This window comes from Brevundimonas aurantiaca, from assembly GCF_014199955.1.
Classification (GTDB): domain Bacteria; phylum Pseudomonadota; class Alphaproteobacteria; order Caulobacterales; family Caulobacteraceae; genus Brevundimonas; species Brevundimonas aurantiaca.
The window spans coordinates 1-19,577 of the sequence record NZ_JACHOQ010000012.1; the positions used below are offsets into that span (position 1 = coordinate 1).

Annotated in this window: 18 protein-coding genes; 12 read left to right on the top strand and 6 right to left on the bottom strand. The window is 65.7% G+C overall.

Features of this window, described 5'->3' with window-relative positions; genetic code table 11:
* Window positions 1-397 precede the first annotated feature (397 nt).
* Window positions 398-889 carry a DUF4145 domain-containing protein gene (locus tag GGQ93_RS14815; protein ID WP_183218044.1) on the top strand — a complete coding sequence of 164 codons (492 nt, stop codon included), beginning with the start codon at window positions 398-400 and terminating at the stop codon, window positions 887-889.
* Window positions 890-1,268: 379 nt separating this feature from the next.
* On the opposite strand, the gene GGQ93_RS14820 is transcribed toward GGQ93_RS14815, so the two are convergent.
* The 4 genes from GGQ93_RS14820 to GGQ93_RS14835 all read right to left on the bottom strand — a co-directional run bounded on the left by GGQ93_RS14820 (window position 1,269) and on the right by GGQ93_RS14835 (window position 4,598).
* Entirely contained in the window at window positions 1,269-1,454 is a 186-nt protein-coding gene (locus tag GGQ93_RS14820; RefSeq protein ID WP_054764115.1) for a hypothetical protein, read from the bottom strand.
* Window positions 1,455-2,567 (bottom strand): 4-hydroxyphenylpyruvate dioxygenase, encoded by a 1,113-nt coding sequence (gene hppD, locus GGQ93_RS14825; protein WP_183218146.1) that lies wholly within the window; start codon window positions 2,565-2,567, stop codon window positions 1,455-1,457.
* 151 nt (window positions 2,568-2,718) lie between these two features.
* Complete coding sequence (locus GGQ93_RS14830; RefSeq protein WP_183218046.1) at window positions 2,719-3,828, bottom strand: DUF5694 domain-containing protein; 1,110 nt, start codon at window positions 3,826-3,828, stop codon at window positions 2,719-2,721.
* A gap of 134 nt (window positions 3,829-3,962) precedes the next feature.
* Complete coding sequence (locus GGQ93_RS14835) at window positions 3,963-4,598, bottom strand: exopolysaccharide biosynthesis protein (protein ID WP_183218048.1); 636 nt, start codon at window positions 4,596-4,598, stop codon at window positions 3,963-3,965.
* Between the two features lie 106 nt (window positions 4,599-4,704).
* On the opposite strand from GGQ93_RS14835, the gene GGQ93_RS14840 reads away from it, so the two are divergent.
* Genes GGQ93_RS14840 through GGQ93_RS14850 form a run of 3 tightly spaced genes read left to right on the top strand, consistent with a single transcriptional unit; the run spans window position 4,705 to window position 6,439 of the window.
* Window positions 4,705-5,280 carry a YqaA family protein gene (locus tag GGQ93_RS14840; RefSeq protein WP_183218050.1) on the top strand — a complete coding sequence of 192 codons (576 nt, stop codon included), beginning with the start codon at window positions 4,705-4,707 and terminating at the stop codon, window positions 5,278-5,280.
* A gap of 39 nt (window positions 5,281-5,319) precedes the next feature.
* Complete coding sequence (locus GGQ93_RS14845) at window positions 5,320-5,862, top strand: disulfide bond formation protein B (RefSeq protein WP_183218053.1); 543 nt, start codon at window positions 5,320-5,322, stop codon at window positions 5,860-5,862.
* A 4-nt stretch (window positions 5,863-5,866) separates the two neighbouring features.
* Window positions 5,867-6,439 carry a demethoxyubiquinone hydroxylase family protein gene (locus GGQ93_RS14850; RefSeq protein WP_183218055.1) on the top strand — a complete coding sequence of 191 codons (573 nt, stop codon included), beginning with the start codon at window positions 5,867-5,869 and terminating at the stop codon, window positions 6,437-6,439.
* A 144-nt stretch (window positions 6,440-6,583) separates the two neighbouring features.
* Here the strand turns inward: GGQ93_RS14850 and GGQ93_RS14855 are convergent, their stop codons facing one another.
* Window positions 6,584-7,786, bottom strand: a complete 1,203-nt coding sequence (locus tag GGQ93_RS14855; protein ID WP_183218057.1) for an acetyl-CoA C-acyltransferase — start codon at window positions 7,784-7,786, stop codon at window positions 6,584-6,586.
* A 263-nt stretch (window positions 7,787-8,049) separates the two neighbouring features.
* On the opposite strand from GGQ93_RS14855, the gene GGQ93_RS14860 reads away from it, so the two are divergent.
* The 6 genes from GGQ93_RS14860 (at window position 8,050) to aguB (ending at window position 16,880) form a co-directional block, all read left to right on the top strand.
* Window positions 8,050-9,207 (top strand): OmpA family protein, encoded by a 1,158-nt coding sequence (locus GGQ93_RS14860; RefSeq protein ID WP_183218059.1) that lies wholly within the window; start codon window positions 8,050-8,052, stop codon window positions 9,205-9,207.
* A 548-nt stretch (window positions 9,208-9,755) separates the two neighbouring features.
* Window positions 9,756-10,883 carry a capsular biosynthesis protein gene (locus GGQ93_RS14865; protein WP_260171233.1) on the top strand — a complete coding sequence of 376 codons (1,128 nt, stop codon included), beginning with the start codon at window positions 9,756-9,758 and terminating at the stop codon, window positions 10,881-10,883.
* Between the two features lie 175 nt (window positions 10,884-11,058).
* Window positions 11,059-14,409, top strand: a complete 3,351-nt coding sequence (locus GGQ93_RS14870; RefSeq protein ID WP_054764106.1) for a TonB-dependent receptor — start codon at window positions 11,059-11,061, stop codon at window positions 14,407-14,409.
* A gap of 175 nt (window positions 14,410-14,584) precedes the next feature.
* Window positions 14,585-15,592 carry an agmatine deiminase family protein gene (locus tag GGQ93_RS14875; RefSeq protein ID WP_183218063.1) on the top strand — a complete coding sequence of 336 codons (1,008 nt, stop codon included), beginning with the start codon at window positions 14,585-14,587 and terminating at the stop codon, window positions 15,590-15,592.
* A complete protein-coding gene (locus GGQ93_RS14880; protein ID WP_183218066.1) occupies window positions 15,589-15,984 on the top strand; it encodes a four helix bundle protein in 396 nt (131 codons plus the stop codon). Before GGQ93_RS14875 ends, GGQ93_RS14880 begins: the two co-directional genes overlap by 4 nt.
* Complete coding sequence (gene aguB, locus GGQ93_RS14885) at window positions 15,981-16,880, top strand: N-carbamoylputrescine amidase (protein ID WP_183218068.1); 900 nt, start codon at window positions 15,981-15,983, stop codon at window positions 16,878-16,880. The genes GGQ93_RS14880 and aguB overlap by 4 nt, the downstream gene beginning before the upstream one ends.
* Window positions 16,881-16,940: 60 nt before the next feature.
* On the opposite strand, the gene GGQ93_RS14890 is transcribed toward aguB, so the two are convergent.
* Window positions 16,941-17,681: an alpha/beta fold hydrolase gene (locus GGQ93_RS14890; RefSeq protein ID WP_183218070.1), complete on the bottom strand. Its 741-nt coding sequence runs from the start codon at window positions 17,679-17,681 to the stop codon at window positions 16,941-16,943.
* A 198-nt stretch (window positions 17,682-17,879) separates the two neighbouring features.
* Between GGQ93_RS14890 and GGQ93_RS14895 the strand changes: the two genes are divergently transcribed.
* Window positions 17,880-18,848, top strand: coding sequence for a glycosyltransferase family 9 protein (locus tag GGQ93_RS14895; protein ID WP_183218073.1), 969 nt, complete (start codon window positions 17,880-17,882; stop codon window positions 18,846-18,848).
* A 118-nt stretch (window positions 18,849-18,966) separates the two neighbouring features.
* Window positions 18,967-19,488 (top strand): translation initiation factor IF-3, encoded by a 522-nt coding sequence (gene infC, locus GGQ93_RS14900; protein WP_039244129.1) that lies wholly within the window; start codon window positions 18,967-18,969, stop codon window positions 19,486-19,488.
* Window positions 19,489-19,577: the final 89 nt, after the last annotated feature.

Below are 19,577 nucleotides of genomic sequence, written 5' to 3' on the forward strand. Positions count from 1 at the left end.
GCTCTTCCGTGAACCGTGATCGCTTCATTCTGTCCGTCCTTTCGAGGGGCGGACTCTAGCTATTCCTGGAGGAGTTTCAGGGGGTCACGTCAGCCCGCATTGCAACGCCCATACTCAGCAGCGCTGGTACAGGGTTTACGGTGAAGCCCAAAAAGTCGGGGAGGTCCCCCACACGCCTGATCCCGATCACTTTCGACAGGTGCTACTGGGCATCGCCGACCGCGAGCAACGCGCATCGCTCGAAGCCTACACCAACAAGTTGCTCGGGCACGTACCGGAGTACGAGCGAAGTAACCAAGGCCACTACGTATCCAGCCACGTGGTCAACCTACATTTGTCGCAATGCTACATTTGCGGCGGATCAGCCATCTGGCTCCGCGACCGAATGGTTTGGCCGATGCAGAAGTTCGATGTCCAACCGAACGCCGACCTCCCCGATCACATCAAGGCAGATGTTGCAGAGGCTGCAGCAATTGCGGCTGTGTCGCCGAGGGGAGCTGCTGCGCTTCTCCGCCTAGCTATAGAGCGCCTGTGCATTCACCTCGGCAAGAACGGTAAGATAGATGCCATGATTGGTCAGCTCGTTACGGACGGCCTAAACGTGCGGGTAAAGCAAGCGCTGGACGTGGTTAGGGTCACGGGAAACGACGCGGTTCATCCTGGCACCATAAGCTTCGGCGACGACCCCGCTACGGTGACGACCCTCTTCAAAATGGTGAACCTGATCGCTGAGAAAATGATTTCCGAGCCTAAGCATGTCGAGGAAGCGTTCGCTGCCCTACCACCCGAGAAACTGAAATGGATTGAAGAACGCGATAAGGGTGCACTGCGCAAACAGCAGCAGTTCGCCACACCCTCGACCGCAAACGATGAGAAATCCGATGGCTGATGGGAGAACCAGCAAGAATATATAGAGAGACGCTCCGTACCACTGCACAGGGCGTGCGCGAAGCGCACGCGGATAGCGAGATCGGAGGCTATGTCTGACGCGCTCCTCTGAATCGAATGGGTCCGTTTATGGACGACAAGCGCGAAGCTCTGCGATCCGCTGTCAGCAGAGTGTCGTTCGCCGTTCCAATGGCAGTGCCAAAGCCCTCTGGACAGATAGCGGACGATGAAGAGAGCCGCCTACGCTACCGCTAGGATCGCGCCAAACATGAGCCTCGCGGGGGTTCGCATTGGCTGTCCGCGTCACAAGCCTAGGGCCGCTTTCCACCCCAGCCGACACCCATCCGGCCCGCTCCCCGTCAAAGCCCACTCTCGCCCGCTCACCCCCGGTGGTGCAGCCGTTTCCAGATCCTGTAGGCGACGATGGGGGCGAAGCCGCAGATCAGGGCGGCGATCAGGACCGTCCAGAAGCCGCCCTCCAGCCAGAAGCGCCCGGCCAGGGCGCCGGCGCCGGCCGCCAGGGCCGGGCCCAGCCAGGGCAGCCAGGTCGGCGGCCGCATCTTCATTCAGGCGTCGACCTTGATGACGCCGCGACGGATCTGGTCCAGCTCGATCGAGTCGAACAGGGCCTGGAAATTGCCGTTGCCGAAGCCTTCGTTGCCCTTGCGCTGGATGATCTCGAAGAAGATCGGGCCGAAGGTGTCCTGGGTGAAGATCTGCAGCAGCAGGCCCTCCTCGTCCGAGCCGTCGATCAGGATGCGGTTCTTGCGCATCCGCTCCACGTCCTCGCCGTGGTTGGGCAGGCGTTTGTCGATCAGTTCGAAATAGGTCTCGATCGTGTCCTGGAAGTCCACGCCGCGGGCGCGCATGGCCTCGACCGTCTCGAAGATGTTCTCGGTGGTCAGGGCGATGTGCTGAATGCCTTCGCCGTTGTAGCGGCGGATGAACTCCTCGATCTGGGAGTTTTCGTCCTGGCTCTCGTTCAGCGGGATGCGGATGGCGCGGTCGGGCGCGATCATGGCCTGGGAGAAGAGGCCGGTCGCCTTGCCCTTGATGTCGAAATACTTCTGTTCCTCGAAGTTGAAGACCGAATTGTAGAAGCCCGACCAGGTGCGCATCTGACCGCGACGGACGTTGTGGGTCAGGTGGTCCAGGACCTCCAGGCCGACGTTGTTCTTGCGCTCGGCCTCTTCCCAGCCCTCGATCTCGTCCCAGGCGTCATACAGGGAGCCGGCGTCGCCGTACTGGTCGATGACGTACAGCAGCGAGCCGCCGATGCCTTGCAGGATGTAGGGATAGTCGCCCAGGGCGCCGCCGTCGGCATCCGTCGCGGCCACGGCGCCGCGCTGGAGCGCCCCCTCATAGGCGGCCTTGGCGTCATTGGTGCGGAAGGCCATGCCGTTGGCCGAGGGGCCGTGATCCCTGGCGAAGTCCGCCGCCTGGCCCTTTGGCGAGCGGTGGACCAAGAAGGAGATGTCGCCCTGTTTCAGGCGCACCACGTCGGTCTTGGGGTTCACATGGGTCTGGGTGAAGCCCATCATCTCCAGCCGCGCGATCATCGCCTGGGGCTCAGGGCCGGTGAATTCGACGAATTCGAAACCGTCGACGCCCAGGGGATTTTCCCGGTCGATCTGTTCAGCCGTCGGCTGATGAGGGGCCTGGCTGGGGTTGGGGGTCATGTCGTTCATGGCGCGTCTCCCGCGTAGCGTTCTGAGGCGGGCTTAACCGATAGGGGCCGCCGATTGGCGCGGAACCTAGTCGCGGATGACGACAGAGCCAAGGCAGACCCACGGGGTCGTGATGAACGGCGGCTCCGCCCTCTTCATGCGATCAGCGCAGGACGGGTTCGGGATCGACCAGCCGGACATCGTGCATCTGGTCCAGATAGGCCTCGTAGTAGCCCTTGTGCGAGGCCCCCACGATGGTCAGCATCCGCGTGCCCGGATAGCGGCCCAGAACATCGCGCATATTGGCGACCATGCGCAGGTTTCGCGTTTCCCAATAGCCGAGGTAGCGGCGGCCGAAGGCCTGCGGCGACGGCTCGACCAGGGTGGCGCCGAAGTCGGACTGATAGATCAGGGGCGGCGTCGTCGGCGCATTATAGACGCGGTACATGCGCAGCACGCCGTCGGGCTGATCGAGGGCGGCGCCCAGTTCCGCATCCTGCGTTCGTCGGGTTTGGCTAGCGGGATTATTCCACGCGCCCATGATCGCGTCGGCATAGGCTTTCTTCTCGATGGGATCGGTCGGATCGGGCGTGTCGGCGGAGTGGTCGTCGACGCTCCACAGCCGCTCCAGCCCCAGCCTCGCGGCCAGGGGCGCGGAGATCAGATAGGTCTCATTGGCTCGGTCCTTGATCCGGTTCAGCACGGCGACCAAGGCGTCGTTCAGACCGTCCCCGGCGGTGCGGTCCTGGGCGGGCAGGCGAAGCCATTGGACCAGGGCCGATCCCCGCTCGCCGGCCGCCAGGAAGACCGCCGCCAGATGACGCCGCTGGGCCGGCGTGGGGTGTGCGGGCCACTCGGCCAGCAGCCGCTCGGCCTCGGCGTTGGCGGCTGGCACGTCCAGACCGGTCGCCAGGGCGGCGGGGGCGGGATCCCAGCAATAGGTTTCGACCGTCTCGGCATAGCGCGACGGATAGCGACGCAGGCTGTCGCATTGCAGGCCCGATAGATCCTCGGTCGCGATGGCGGTCGGCTTCCAGGCCGCCAACCGATCCAGTAGCGGCGATAGGCTTTCGACCTTGAAGCCGTCGCCCATGTTCGACAAGTGCGGCGTGCCTAGCACCAAGACCTCGTTCAGCGCGCCGGCGGGCGGTCCCTTCAGCTGATCGGGATGGAAGGACTGGCGGTAGTCCTGGGCGGCGGCGGGCAGGGCGGCGGCCAGCAGCGCGCCGGCGGCGACGAACAAGATGCGGGAGAAACGAAGAGGCAAAGCCATGACGCGCCGTGAAAGGAATTTGAGAAAGATCGACCGTCGGTCGGTCACGCCACCTTCCACGGATCGCCGCCCAGACGCCCGTTAATTCTTGGACATCTAAGGTTACGCTTGCAGCGCTGGAACCACTCCCGGCCTCAGCCCGGCAGCCAGCGGGTCGCCCACTCGGCGCCCATCAATAGGCCGGTTCCCACCGCGCCCAAAATCGTCAGCCAGGCCGTCGTCACCGCCGCCCCGGCGATCACGAACAGGCCGTCGCGCTGGATCAGGCCGACCGACAGCAGGGCCAGGGCCACGGAGGGGACGGTGTTGGTCAGGGGCAGGACGATGGTGGCCGTAGCCAGGATCATGAAGATCGCCGCCAGCTTCTCGCCCGGTCCGTCGGCGAAACGCCGCAAGCGGGGGCGCGACAGCCGGTCGATCCAGCCCAGTTTCGACTCGGCGAAATCGGCCATGGCCTTCAGCCAGGAGCCCTTGGCGCGCAGCTTCAGGAACCAGCGCGGCAGCCAGGGCTCTTCGCGCCCGACCAGCATCTGTGCGGCCAATAGAATGACGATGACGCCCACGACCTGGGGCACGCCGTACAGGCCCGGCACCAGGCAGGGGATGGACAGCAGCAGGATCAAAAGGCCGTAGGCCCGCTCGTCCAGCCGGTCGCGGACCTCGTCAAGGGTCAGGCCGGCGTCGCCGCCCTCGTCGGACAGGCGACGCAGCAGACGGGTGATGTCGTGGCTGACGTCGTCAGCCTGGGGGGATGGGCGGGGCGCGGTCATCTGAGGGGCTTAAACCGCAACCGCTTCAGTCGCGAGCGTTGCGGTGTCGCAGCGGGTGACGGCGAGACCGGGTCTTGCTAGGGCGGGGCGGTTCGAGGAAATCTCCATGCTTCGCAGACTTTATGACGGCGTGTTCGACCTGGCGCGCCATCGCCACGCCACGCCGGCCCTGGCGGCGGTCTCCTTCGCCGAGAGTTCCTTCTTTCCCATTCCGCCCGACGTCATGCTGGCGCCGATGATCCTGGCCCGGCCGGAGCGGGCCTATGTCTACGCCGGGGTCTGCACGATCGCCTCGGTTCTGGGCGGGATGCTGGGCTACGCCATCGGCTATTTCCTGACCGACGTGGGCCTGGCGATCCTGCGGTTCCTGGGCCATGCCGACGGGCTAGATCATTTCCGCCAGTGGTTCGCCCAGTGGGGTCTGTGGGTCATATTGATCAAGGGGCTGACGCCGATCCCCTACAAGCTGGTGACCATCGCCTCGGGCCTGGCGGCCTTCAGCTTTCCGGTCTTCATGGCGGCGTCGGTCGTGACACGGGGCGGGCGGTTCTTCCTGGAGGCCTGGATTCTGAAACGCTGGGGCCAGGCCATGCTGGCCCAGGTGGAAAAGCGCCTGGCCCTGTGGTCGGGGACCGGCCTGGTTCTGCTGGTCGGCCTGATAATCGCGGTGAAGCTTCTGTAAGTCGACGCGGAGACCGGACCGGAGTAAGACCGTTTCGCAATGAGAAGCCTCTATCGCCTGTTGACCCGTTGGTGGACCGCCTTCGCCCTGGCCGCGTCGCTGGCCATGCTGGGCGCAGCCCATGGGTTCGAACGGTTCGCGGGCCTGGCGCCGTGCAACCTTTGTCTGAAACAGCGCGAGGTCTATTGGGGCGCCGTGGCCGTGGCGGCCGTGGCGACGGCCTGGACGGTGCTGAGCGGTGGCCGGCGCGGCACGCCCCGGATCGCCGCCTTCCTGCTGGGGGCCGTGTTTGCGACGGGCGCGATCACCGCCGTCTTCCATATGGGCGGCGAATACAAGTGGTGGAGCCTGCCGGCGACCTGCGTCAGCAGCGGGTCGGTCGATCTGGAGAGCCTGACCGCCCTGGCCCTGGGCACGGGGCCGGCCCAGAGGGTGGCCATGTGCGATTCCGTGGCCTGGAGCTGGCTGGGCCTGTCGATGGCCGGTTGGAACGCCCTGATCTCCCTGGCGTTGGCCGGGTTCAGCCTGCTGGCGACCAAACGCCCCAAGGACGCCCGCGCCCCCCGCTTCGAAAGGGCCTGATCCCATGACCGACGCCGCCCCGCACACTCCTCTGCCCCGCCCGGGCCTGGGCGCGGACAGGGCGCGGATGGACGAAATCCTTCGCGTCGATCACGCCGGCGAATATGCGGCGGTCCTGATCTATCGCGCCCAGAAGGCCGTGTTCGAGGGGCGCAAGGCGCGCGGCGACATCGTGCGCGACCTCGGCGAAATGCAGGATCAGGAGGCGGTTCACCTGGCCCGGTTCGAGCGGCTGCTGAACGAGCGGCGCGTGCGGCCGACGGCCATGACCCCCCTTTGGCGGATCGCGGCTTCGGCGCTCGGCGCCGGTACGGCCCTGATCGGCGAAAAGGCGGCCCACGCCTGCACCGAGGCGGTCGAGAGCGTGATCGAGAAACACTACGCCGATCAGATCGCCGAGATCGGCGACCGCGACCCGGCCCTGGCCGCCGAGCTGAAACAGTTCCGCGACGAGGAGCTGGCCCACCACGACCACGCCGTCGAGCACGGCAGCCGCGAGGCGCCGGCCTATCGGCTGCTGAGCGGGGTGATCAAGGCGGGATGCCGCGCGGCGATCAAGATCAGCGAGAAGGTTTGATCCCGCGCCACCGTCACCCTCGGGCTTGACCCGAGGGCCGGGTGGTCCGCCGCATTGCGCCAAAGGCGATGCACAGCCCGATCCACGCCCGGTCCTCGGGTCAAGCCCGAGGATGACGGATTTGGAATGGGGCGTGGCCGCCCCTCAATAGATCTCGAACAGTCCCGCCGCGCCCATGCCGCCGCCGACGCACATGGTGACGACGCCGTATTTGGCCCCGCGCCGCTTGCCCTCGATCAGGACGTGGCCGGTCATCCGGGCGCCCGACATGCCATAGGGGTGGCCGATGGAGATGGCGCCGCCCGAGACGTTCAGAAGCTCGTCGGGGATGCCCAGCTGGTCGCGGCAATAGAGAACCTGGACGGCGAAGGCCTCGTTCAGCTCCCAGATGCCGATGTCGTCCACCGTCAGTCCGTGGCGCTTCAGCAGCTTGGGCACGGCGTAGACGGGGCCGATGCCCATCTCGTCCGGCTCCACCCCCGCCACCGCCATGCCGCGATAGGCGCCGAGCGGCTGGAGATTGCGCTTCACCGCCTCGCCGGCCTCCATGACGACGCAGGCCGAGGCGCCGTCGGACAGCTGGGACGCATTGCCGGCGGTGATGTATTCGCCCTGCTGGATCGCCTCGCCGCTGCCGAAGACGGGTTTCAGCGCCTTCAACCCTTCCAGAGTGGTTTCGGGCCGGTTGCCCTCGTCCTTGGACAGGGTCACCTCTTTCGAAGCGGTCTCGCCGGTCGCCTTGTCGGTGACCAGCATGGTGGTCGTCATGGGCACGATCTCGGCGTCCAGTCGGCCTTCCGCCTGGGCCGCCGCCGTGCGTTGCTGGGACTGAAGGGCGTATTCGTCCTGGCGGTCGCGACTGATGTTGTAGCGGCGGGCCACGACCTCGGCCGTCTCCAGCATCGACATATATATATGGGGCGCCAGCTTCAGCAGGGCCTCGTCCTTGCCGCGGTACAGGTTCATATACTGGTTCTGGACCAGGGAGATGCTCTCCAGGCCCCCGCCGACCGCCATCTTCTGCTGGTCGAAGATCACCTGTTTGGCCGCCGTGGCGATGGCCATCAGGCCCGAGGCGCATTGACGGTCCAGGCTCATGCCCGGAACCGAAGACGGCAGGCCGGCCGCCAAGGCGACCTGGCGGGCGACGTTTGTTCCGGTCGAACCCTGCTGCAGGGCCGCCCCCATGATCACGTCCTCGATCTCGGCCGGATCGACGCCGGCGCGCTGGACCGCGTGTTTGACGGCATGGGCGCCCAGCTGTTGGGCCTGGGTGTCGTTGAAGGCCCCGCGATAGGCCCGGCCTATCGGGGTGCGGGCGGTGGAGACGATGACGGCTTCGCGCATGGAGGGTCCTTCCCGGTTTCGTTCGCCGCTTTGGAGGCGCGGCCGTGTTTCCTCATGGGCGGAACTTAGGCGCCTCCCCCTGCGGTAAGGCAAGCGGAGAGGCTCGCGGGGCCGTCGGCGCCCAGGTCTTTTGTGTTGAAACGGCGCCACAGTCGCCACATTGTTCGCAGATGCGAGGGAACCGCAGCCGCAGCCTGCCGTTCGGCTCCTGAACGTCGGGCGGACAGCTCGGCTTCGGGCATTTTTTACAGAACGAGGAAGCTATGAAGCTCAAACTTCTCGCATCCGTCGCTGTCGCCGGGCTGTTCTCAGCTGGCGCGGCCTCGGCAGATCCCAACGGTTGGTATGGCGCGATCGACGCCGGTTACCACATGATCGACGACATCAACGCCGAGTCGTCGACCACCGGCGCGAACTGGAACTATGAAGTGAACAACGGCTGGGCGGCCTTTGCTCGCCTCGGCTATCGCTTCAACCCCAACTGGCGCGTCGAGCTCGAAGGCGGCTACCGCTCGGGCGACATCGGCACGGTGCGCGCCGTTTCGGGCACCCAGGGCCTGTGCAACGTGACCCCGGCGACGGGCGGCTGCTTCTCTCCGGAAGGCGACATCGAGTCCGCCACCCTGATGGCCAACGTCATCTATGACTTCGGCTATGAAGCCTGGGGCGTGCGTCCCTTCGTCGGCCTGGGCGCCGGCGTGAACCGCGTCAACGTCGACACCATCGGCAATCTGCGCGCTAACCGCGGCGCCGCGTTCGCCATTGACGACAGCTCGACCAAGTTCGCCGCTCAGGCGATCGCCGGTCTGGCCTGGGCCATTGGCGACCGCGCCAACATCGACCTGACCTACCGCTATCTGACGGGCGACGCCTCGTGGGAATCGACCACGGCCGGCACGGGCGCCGGCGCCACCGCCTTCGGCGAATGGGACGGCGACTACGATCAGTCGCACACCGTGACCCTGGGCCTGCGCTACAGCTTCGGCGCCGAAGAAGCGGCCCCGCCGCCGCCTCCGCCCCCGCCGCCTCCGCCGCCCCCGCCGCCTCCGCCCCCGCCGCCCCCGCCGCCGGTTCCGCAGACCCCGGCCGCGCGTCAGTTCGTGGTCTATTTCGACTGGGATCGCTCGGACCTGACGGCTGAAGCCCGTTCGGTGGTCGCTCAGGCCGCCAACTACGCCAAGACGGGCCGTCCGACCCGCGTCCTGATCGTCGGCTACACCGACACCTCGGGCTCGGCCGCCTACAACGTCGGCCTGTCGAACCGTCGTTCGCGCACCGTCGCGGACGCCCTGGTCGCCCAAGGCGTCAACGGCGGCGTCATCGCCCTGGACGGCAAGGGTGAAACCGCCCTGGCCAAGCCCACCGCCGACGGCGTGCGCGAACCGCTCAACCGTCGCGCCACCATCGACATCAACTTCTAAGACAGGCAAGACTCGGTCTGACATCGTCAGATCGGGTCTCGTTCTTGGAAGTCTGTCAGCGTAAAGTTGGAGAGCCGGCGCCCTTGCATTCCGGGCGTCGGCTTCTTCGTGCGCCTGCCTCAGCCGCCCCCGCAATTTCCCCATCGCTCAGCTTTAGTGGGTTGATCCCTCTGCGGCTAAGCGCGACAAAGCCATCGAACAAATTCTCTTGCGCCAGACGACTTGATCGGAGAGGTGAAGCGACCCGGCGTTGTATGGATCGCCAGGCCGGACGGCGTGGAACCCCTTAGATGGTCGATTTAAGACACTCCAATCGAACCTTCTTGGGCCGGCGGCGCAGGCGCTACCGGCTTCGCGGAGAGGTCATGAGCGCGCCTCGACCTCAGTTTCGCCTTCGCACCCCCACGCCGCAGCGGGCGGCCGAAATCGCCGTCTTCCCTACGTCTCAAAAAAACGGTGCGGAGGCCGGGCCAGGTCGCGCGATCCAAAGCTTGGATGGTCGGAGATTCCTTATCGTCTCGGCGCCGTTCGGGCCGTTCGGCGTCGCCTTGGCGCGGACTCTCGAAGCCCGCGGCGCGACCGTCCAGCGAATGATCTTCAATGCGGGCGACGCCTTGAACTGGCCGCGAGCGGGGGGAAGGGTGTTCAAACACTCCGCCCAGGTCTGGGCTTCGCGACTGGCGGAACTGACGGCCGATTTCACCGATCTTCTGCTGTTCGGCGAGGGCGGCCCTTACAATCGCGCGGTTCTGTCTGCGGCGGAAGGACTTGGGCCACGCGTTTGGGTGTTGGAGAACGGCTATTTCCGCCCGGACTGGATCACCGTCGAACAGAACGGCGTGAACGCCTCAAGCGGCCTGCCGCGTTTCAAGGACGGCTATCCGGAGCCGGCGCCGCTTTTGCCCGATCCGAAACCCGTGGGGCGGATCCTGCCGCACCATGTGGTCAACATCACCGCCTATCATGTGGCTCAGGCCGTGGGGGGCTTTCTCTTTCCGCGCCACGCCAGCCACTATACCGCCTCTCCGCTCAGCCAGTGCCTGGGTCACGTCCGGCGATATTTCGGTCTGGCCCTTCAGTCGCCGTCACGCAACGATGTGGAGGTGATTGCGGCGCGGGGCCCCTTCTTCATCGCCTGTCTTCAGCGGGAGGGCGACGCCCAGCTGCTGCGCTATTCCCGCTATGCCGACAATACGGCCTTCCTCGCGGAGGTGATGACCAGTTTCGCCGTCCATGCGCCCAAGGCGGCGCGGCTGGTGATCAAGAACCACCCTCTGGACCCGGGCCTGATCGATCTGGAAGCCGTCACGCGGCGCCTGGTCATCGAGCGGGAGCTGCAAGGCCGGGTCGATTTCATCGACGGCGGAAACCTGGCCCAGCTGTGCCGCGCCTCTCAGGGCATGGTGGTCAACAACTCTTCCGCCGCGCTTTCGGCCCTGGGGTTCCAGACGCCGGTCAAGGTGCTGGGCGACGCCTTCTTCAACTTCGACGGTCTGACGGATCAGCAGGCGTTGAACGACTTCTGGTCTAAACCCCATGCCCCGGATCCTGCTCTGTTCGTCCGGTTCCGCGCCCATGTGATCGCCCAGAGTCAGGTCAACGGCAATTTCCACGAGCCGCGCGCCATTCGGCGCACCGCCGAGGGCGTAGCGGACGTGTTCGAGCGGGTTTCCTGAACAAAATTTGCGCTGAAGGGCGTCAAGGGTGTGCTCTCTGAGCCACCCAAGGGCGCTGTCACGACTCTGACACATATGTGTCACCTAGCGTTACAAGATGGATCGTACACGGGGCCGGATTTAGACGTGACGACCACGTTTCCGACTTTTTTGGTCCACCAGCTGGGGATAGCGAATGACCTTCCGTAAATTGGCGTACGGCGTTTCGGCCGCCGCCATCATGATGTCGGCCTCGACGGCCGTCTTTGCTCAAGAGACGACCGGCGCCATCCGCGGCCGCATCCTGGACGGCTCCGGCGCGGCCGTGGTCGGCTCGGTGACCATCGTTCACGAGCCCACCGGCACGACCGTCACCACTATGTCGGACTCGTCGGGCTTCTACAGCGCGCGGGGTCTGCGCGCTGGCGGACCGTACACGGTGACGGTTTCAAGCGCGGCCGGTGAAGGCGGCATTCAGCTGGACAGCATCGGTGTGGGCGACGCCGTCAACGGCGACGTGATCGTCAATCAGGCCGCCGCCGAGCTGGAAGCCATTACGGTGACCGGCCAGCGCTTCTCCAACGACTTCGGCTACGGCACCGGCTCGAACTACGGCGCGGGCGACATCGCCGCCGCCGCCTCGATCAGCCGTGATCCGAAGGACATCGCGCGCCTCGATCCGTTTGTGACGCTTGACCCCTCGAACGAAGACGCCCTGTCGTTCGCCGGCACCAATACGCGCCAGAACCAGTTCACCGTCGACGGCATTCGCCAGAACGACGAGTTCGGCTTGAACGGCAACGGCTATCCCACCCAACGGTCGCCGATCTCCATCGACGCCATTCAGGCTTTGAACGTTTCGGTGGCGCCCTTCAGCGTCATCAACAACGGCTTTGTCGGCGGTTCGATCAACGCCGTCACCAAGTCCGGCACCAACACCTTCTCGGGCTCGGCCTTCTATGAGAAGTCGGACGACAGCCTGCTGGGTGACCGGTACTGGGGTTACGGCCCGCGCGGCAACGGTTTCCGCGCCCGCCAAGACTATAACCGCGTCTTCGACGAAAAGACCTGGGGCGCCACCCTGGGCGGTCCGATCATCCGCGACACCCTGTTCTTCTTCGCGTCTTACGAAAAGTTTGAGTCGCAGTTCTCGCTGAACGAAGGTCCGGTCGACGCCGGCTTCGCAAATCCGATTCCGCGCATCACCACTTCGGCCGTCGAAACCTTCCGGCAAGGCGCCAAGACGCGCTACGGCTATGAGACGGGTTCGTTCGTCAATGTGGCCCCCCCCGTCCAGGACGAAAAGTACCTTGCCAAGATCGACTGGAACATCAACGCCAACCATCGCTTGGCCGTGACTTTCCAAGAGACGACCGGCACCTCGTTCAACGGTTCGACCACGTCGGCCTTCATTAACGGCGGCTCGACCACGCAGCCGCGGTTGGCGCTGGAATCCAGCCAGTATGTCAAGGATGAGCGCCTCACGACCTGGAACGCTCAGTTGAACTCGCAGTGGACGGACGCCTTCTCGACCGAACTGCGGGTCGGCTACAAGGAAACTGAAACCACCCAGCTGCCTGTCGGCGGACTGACTGTCGGCCAAGTCACGGTCAACGTTTCCGATCTGGCGGGTGTTCAAGCCGGCTCGGGCACGCCGCAAATCCAGTTCGGCGCCGACAACTTCCGTCACGACAACTATCTGTACAGTGAAGTGAAGAACGCCGAACTGATCGGCCGCTATAGCTGGGGTTCGCACGACTTCATGGCCGGCGCGCGGATTGAAACGCGCGACTTCACCAACGTCTTCGTGTCGCAGTCGCTGGGTCAGTGGACGTTCAACAGCTATGCCGACTTCCTGGCCGGTAACGCTTCCGGTCTGGTCATTCGCGGCGCCGTCAACCCGACCGGCGGCACCGTTCCCGCTCGGTTCGGCACTGCGCGCGACGGGGCCGTCGAATTCGGTTACGACGTGAACTCGCTGTACGCCGAAGACACTTGGCAGATCAGCGACACGCTTCGCCTGAATTACGGCCTGCGCTACGACTGGTTCGCCATGGACGACCGTCCGGTGCTGAACACCAACTTCCGCACCCGCAACGGCTTCGACAACACCGCCAATCTGGACGGTCGTGACCTGCTGATGCCGCGCCTTGGCTTCAACTGGACGCCCAGCGACTGGTCGATCTCGGGCGGCGTCGGTCGCTTCTCGGCCATCGGCACCAACGTCCAGATCGGCAACCCCTTCGGCAACGACGGCGCGCGGATCACCAATGCGGTCTGCACCGGCGCCATTCGGGGCGTGACGGATCTCTCCGTCGTTCCCACCGGCGCGAACTGCACCTTCACGCCCGGCAACGGCAGCGTGGTGGCGCTGGATCCGAACTTCGAAATCCCCAGCGCCTGGAAGTACAACCTGACGGTCGCCCGCGATTTCCGCCTGCCGCTGATCGAAGACTTCCGTCTGCAGGCGGACGTCATCCGTACGGATTTCGAGAACGCCCTCTATTACCGAGATCTGCTCGCAACCCGCTCGGGTTCAGCGCCGGACGGTCGTCCGGTCTATACCCACCCGACCGGCCCGGTGGTCTTCGATCTGCTGCTGGATAATCTGAAGGACGGCGGATCCTCCACCTCGGTCGCTCTGACGGGTCAGAAGACGTGGCGCGACGGTGTGTTCGAAGGTCTGGACGTCCGCAGCACCTACACCTACACGGAATCGGAAGACGGCAATCCGATGACCAGCTCGCAGCCGGACTCGTCCTATGTCCGCTTCGCTTCGGCTGATCACAACAACCCGGTGCTGGCGACGTCGGACTACGAAATCCGTCACAAGTTCACGGTCAACGCGAACTACACCCGCGCCTTCTTCGGCGACAACGAAACGTCCATCAACGTCTTCGCCCAACGCCGCTCGGGCCTGCCCTTCTCCTACGTTTATCACAGCAGCCGCACGGGCAACTACGACAACGATTTCGGCAACGCCGTTCCGCAGTCGTACTCCGGCGCCCTGGGTACGTCGAACCAGCTCTTCTACGTGCCCCAGACCGACGGCAACGGCGTCGTCACCGCCACGAGCGATCCCCGCATCACCTATGCGTCGGGCTTTAATCTGACGGACTTCAACGCCTTCCTGAACAACACGGGTCTGATCAAGTACGCCGGCTCGATTGCGCCGCGGAACGCCTTCCGCACCGGCGCCGTCACCACGGTGGACCTGCGCCTGTCGCAGGAAATCCCGGTTCCGGTTCTGCCGACCGGCAAGCTGAAGCTGTACATGGACATCGAGAACTTCGGGAACCTGCTCAACGAGAAGTGGGGCGTTCTGGAGCAGTATCCGTTCTATCGCGGCGTCGGTACGGTTGTGCTGAACTGCCAGACGGCCGGCGTCGCCTCCTCCTGCGCCGCCCCCAATGCAGTGTACCAGTACTCCTCGCTGCAAAGCGCAGGCGCTGCCGGAACGCCGCTCGGTGGTGAGGCTAAGCGCCCGAACGCCCAACTGCCGGCCTCGACCTGGCAGATTAAGTTCGGCGCCCGCATCTCGTTCTGAGTGAAGCGAGCAATGTGCTGACGAAGGGCGGTCCGTTCGCGGGCCGCCCTTTTTCTTTGGGGGCGGCCCCTGGGCGTCCGGCGCCGTTGAAGTCGGGGGCCATTGAGGCCATATGGCGCGGCTCGCGGGTCGCCCGCCCGTCGCCTTCGAACCCTGACAGGACTCTCGCCCGCCCATGACCGCTCCTCTCCCCGCCGAATGGGCTCCGCACCGCGCCGTCTGGGTGGGCTGGCCCAGCCATGCCGAATACTGGTTCGAACCCTTCGAACAGGCCCGGGACGAGGTCGAGGGGCTGGTGCGCGCCCTGGCCGGGCCGGGCCGCGAACAGGTCCGGCTGATGGTCGGGGCGCCGGAACTGGCGGAGGGCGTGCGGGCGCGTTTCGCCGACTTGGCCAATGTCGAGGTGGTGCCCGGCGTGTTCGGCGACGTCTGGCTGCGCGACACCGGTCCTCTGTTCTGGGCGGGATCGAAGACGGCCGCCGCCTTCCGCTTCAACGGCTGGGGCGAGAAATATGTGATGCCGGGCGACGAGACGGTGGCCGAACAGATCGGCGTCCATTCCGGCGCGACCCTGAGCTGGAACGACTTCGTCATGGAGGGCGGGTCGCTGGATCATGACGGGGAGGGCACGGTCCTGACCACGCGCCAGTGCCTGCTGAACCCGAACCGCAACCCGTCCTGGAACCAGGACGAGGCGGTCGCGACCGCCGCCCTGGCAGCCGCCGTCGGGGCGAAAAAGGTGCTCTGGCTGGGCGACGGCCTGCTGAACGACCACACCGACGGCCACGTCGACAACCTGGCGCGTTTCGTCGCGCCGGGCGTCGTGGCCTGCCCGATCGCCTGGGGCCGCAACGATCCCAACGCCGAGGTCTATGACGCCGTGGCCCGCGACCTGTCGGTCATGACCGACGCCGCCGGCCGAAAGATCCATGTGCTGAGGATTCCGTCGCCGGGCCTGGTCCTGGACGAGGACGAGCGCCCGATCCCGGCCAGCCATATGAACTTTCTGATCGCCAATGGGGCGGTGATCGTGCCGACCTATGGCGACGATCGCGCGGCCGACATGGCCTGTCAGGCGTTGAAGGAGGCCTTCCCCGATCGCGAGATCATCCCCCTGCCGTCGAACGCCATCCTGACGGGCGGCGGTTCGTTCCACTGCATCTCCCAGCAGGAGCCGGAATGAGTGGCGAGTGGCGAGTGGCGAGTGGCGAGGTTCGTCACTATCGCGACCTGCTGGTCTGGCAGAAGGCGCTGACCTGGGTCGAGCTCGTCTATGCGGCGACCTGCGAATGGCCCCCGGATGAACGCTTCGGACTGATCAGCCAGGTCAGGCGGGCTGCCGTGTCTGTGCCTTCCAACATCGCCGAAGGTTGCGCCCGGCGCTCCACGCCTGAGTTTCTGCGTTTCCTCTCCATCGCCCGAGGTTCTCTGGCGGAGGTGGAGACCCAACTGATCATCGCCCAACGCCTGACCTATCTCGATGAAGCCGCCCTGATTCGGCTGCTCGAACCCGCCGACGAAATCAGCCGAATGCTTTCCGGCCTCATCTCCAAACTCGAGGAGCGCACGAAATGACTTCCCTCGCCACTCGCCACTCGCCGCTCGCCACTTCCAGAACCATCACCGTCGCCGGCATCCAGACCTCTTACGGCGAGGACATGCAGGCCAATATCGCCAAGACCATCGACTTCGTGCGCGAGGCGGCGGGCAAGGGCGCGCAGGTGATCCTGCCGTCGGAACTGTTTCAGGGGCCGTATTTCTGCGTCTCACAGGAGGAGCACTGGTTCGCCCAGGCCTATGAGTGGCGCGAGCACCCCTGCGTCACGGCCCTGGCGCCGGTGGCCAAGGCGCTGGGCGTGGCCATACCGGTCTCGATCTTCGAGAAGGACGGACCCCAGTACTACAACTCACTGGTCATGCTGGACGCGGACGGCGAGGCGCTGGGGGTCTATCGCAAGAGCCATATCCCCGACGGCCCCGGCTATCAGGAAAAGTATTATTTCCGGCCGGGCGACACCGGCTTCAAGGTCTGGAAGACCCGGTTCGGCAAGGTCGGGGTCGGCATCTGCTGGGACCAGTGGTTCCCCGAGGCCGCGCGGGCCATGATGCTGATGGGCGCCGACGTCCTGATGTATCCGACCGCCATCGGCACCGAGCCGCACGACGCCGCCCTGCACACGGCCGAGCCCTGGCGTCGGGCCATGCAGGGTCACGCCGTGTCCAACGCCGTGCCGGTGGTCGGGGCCAATCGCATCGGGCATGAGACGGTGACCGAGGTCGGCCAGACCTTCTACGGCCATTCCTTCATCGCCGATCAGCAGGGAACGCTGGTCGAGAGCCTGGGCGCCGAGGAGGAGGGGGTGCTGGTGCACCGCTTCGACCTGGACGAACTGGACCAGTACCGCGCGGCCTGGGGCTTCTTCCGCGATCGGCGGACGGATCTCTATGGGGCGCTGACGGGCGCGAAGTAGGCGGTCCCTGATTCCGTCATCCTCGGGCTTGACCCGAGGGTGACGGAGGAGTTGGGTCGATCAGCCCCGCATCCCCTCCACCGCCTCGACCAGCCGGTCGAGGTCCGCCGGCGACGACAGCCGGTGGTCGCCGCCGTCGATCAGGTCCAGGCGGACGTCGCCGCCCGTCAGCCGCTCGATCAGTTCGACCTGATGGCGCCAGGGCACCACGTCGTCGGCCCGCCCCTGGAGGATATGGACCGGGGCGGCGATGTCGATGACGCCGTCCAGCAGCAGCCAGTTCCGCGCCTCCTCGAACATGCGACGGGTCAGGACGTATTCGCCCAGGCCCTCCTCGACGATCAGGGTCTCGCCCTCGCGCACTATGGCCTGGCGCTCGTGGTCGGCCAGGCCTGGCCACATCAGCCGTTCGGTAAAGTCCTGGGCCGGATTGATCAGGACCAGACCCTTGATCCGCTGTGGCCGCGCCAAGGCCGCCAGCAGCGAGACCCAGCCGCCCATCGACGAGCCGACCGGGATGACCGGGCCCGACAGGCTGTCGATCAGGGCGATCGCATCCTCGCGCCAGCGACCGATGGTGGCCCGGCGCCAGTCGCCGGACGACTGGCCGTGGGCGAAATGGTCGTAGCGGATGAAGCTCCAACCGCGGTCGCGCGCGGCGGCGTCCAGGGCGAGGGCCTTGGTCCCCTCCATGTCCGAACGGAAGCCGCCGATCCAAACGACGGTGGGACCGGAGCCGTTGATCCGTTTGAAGGCGAGCGTTTCGCCATCGGGGCGGGACAGGTGTTGAAGATCGTTCATGGGGCTCTTGTGCCGCGACTTTGTATGGGCGTCATCCTCCTGTTCGCGTCTTCGTCATCCTCGGGCTTGACCCGAGGATCGGGCGTGACGCACACGGACGGCTGAAGGCGGCGACAGTCGCCACTCCATCCGCAGTCTTTCGCGGCGCACCCGATCCTCGGGTCAAGCCCGAGGATGACGGTGTGAAAGGTCAGTCGTTTGTCCGCACCCCAGGTCCTGTTCGTCACCTCCAACCGCATCGGCGACTGCGTGATTTCCTCGGGCGTGATCCGAGAGATCGCGCGTCAGGTTCCGGGGGCGCAGATCACCGTCGCCTGCGGTCGCCCGCCCGCCCCCTTCTTCCGCTCGGCGCCGGGCGTGGTCCGGACCCTCGTGCTCGACAAGAAGAAGATCGCCGGTCACTGGGTCGATCTTTGGAAACAGGTCGTCGGTACGCGCTGGGACCTGGTGATCGACATTCGCGGTTCGGCCCTGGCCTATCTGATCCCGGCGAAACGGCGCATCGTTTACAACCGATCTTGGGAGACCGGCCTGCGCAAGGTCGAGATGGTGTCGCGCCTGATGGGGTCGCAGACGCCGCTCGATCCCGAAATCTTCCTGGACGACCAGGCGCGGGCCGAGGCCGCCGCCGTCATCGATCCGCAGCTGGCCGGCGGCGCCGGTCCCGGACCGATCATTGCGCTCGCCCCCATCGCCCACCAGCCGGGCAAGAGCTGGCCCGCCGACCGCTGGGGCGCCCTGGTCGAGAAGCTGAAGGCCGAGCCCCGTTTCGACGGCTGGCGCTTCATGCCCGTGGGCGGGCCGGGCGACCGGCCGCCGGCGACCCCGGCCCTGGAGGCGGCGGGGCCGCGGGGGATCGACTTCGTCGGCAAGGGCGACATCCTGGCCTCAGCCGCCGCCATCGATCGGGCCGATCTGTTCGTCGGCAATGACTCGGGCCTGATGCACGTCTCGGCGGCCCTGGGCCGCCCGACGCTGGGCCTGTTCGGGCCCACGGAATGGTGGCTGTACGGGCCCTGGGGCCCCAAGACGCGCACCGCCGCCTCGAACGAAACGCGCGGCCAGTTCGCCCCGATCGAGGACCTGACGGTCGAACATGTCTTCGAGGCCGTGCTGGCCCTGCACGACGCCTATATCGCCGGAGCGCCCGCCAGCCTTGAAAAATAGGGCTTCCTGACGCATATTGCCGGGCGAGAGGGGACCGTGGCCACAGCCGCGCCCGTTCGCTCATCACGACACACGCCTTCTTTGACCACATAAGGAAACGACGCCCATTCGCCGTCCCATGCAAGCGCCACCCGTGAAAGACGGGCCGCGTATGAACCAGGATATCCGCGCCCCTCGCGTTCTTCTCATCGACCAGAACGGGGAAAAGCAGGGCGTCATGCCCACCTCCGCCGCTTTGGAAGCCGCCGAGGAAGCCGGGCTGGATCTGGTCGAGATCGTCTCCACCTCCGAGCCGCCGGTGGCCAAGATCCTCGACTACGGCAAGCACCGTTTCCAGGAACAGAAGAAGAAGGCCGAGCAGCGCAAGCGCCAGAAGGTCGTCGAGCTGAAGGAGATCAAGCTCCGTCCCAACATCGACACCCACGATTATGAGGTGAAGGCCAAGGCCATGCACCGCTTCTTCGACGAGGGCGACAAGGTGAAGGTCACCCTGCGCTTCCGCGGTCGTGAAATGGCCCACCCCGAACTGGGCATGAAGCTGCTGAACAAGGTCCAGGCCGATTTCGACGAAATCGCCAAGGTCGAGTTCGCGCCCAAGATGGAAGGCCGCCAGATGATCATGATCCTGGCCCCGCGCTGAGGGGGCCATTTCCGCAGATTGAGAAGCCCCGGCTGGAGACGGCCGGGGCTTCTTGCTGTGAGTTCGGCGCGTCTTAGCCTTGATGTGCC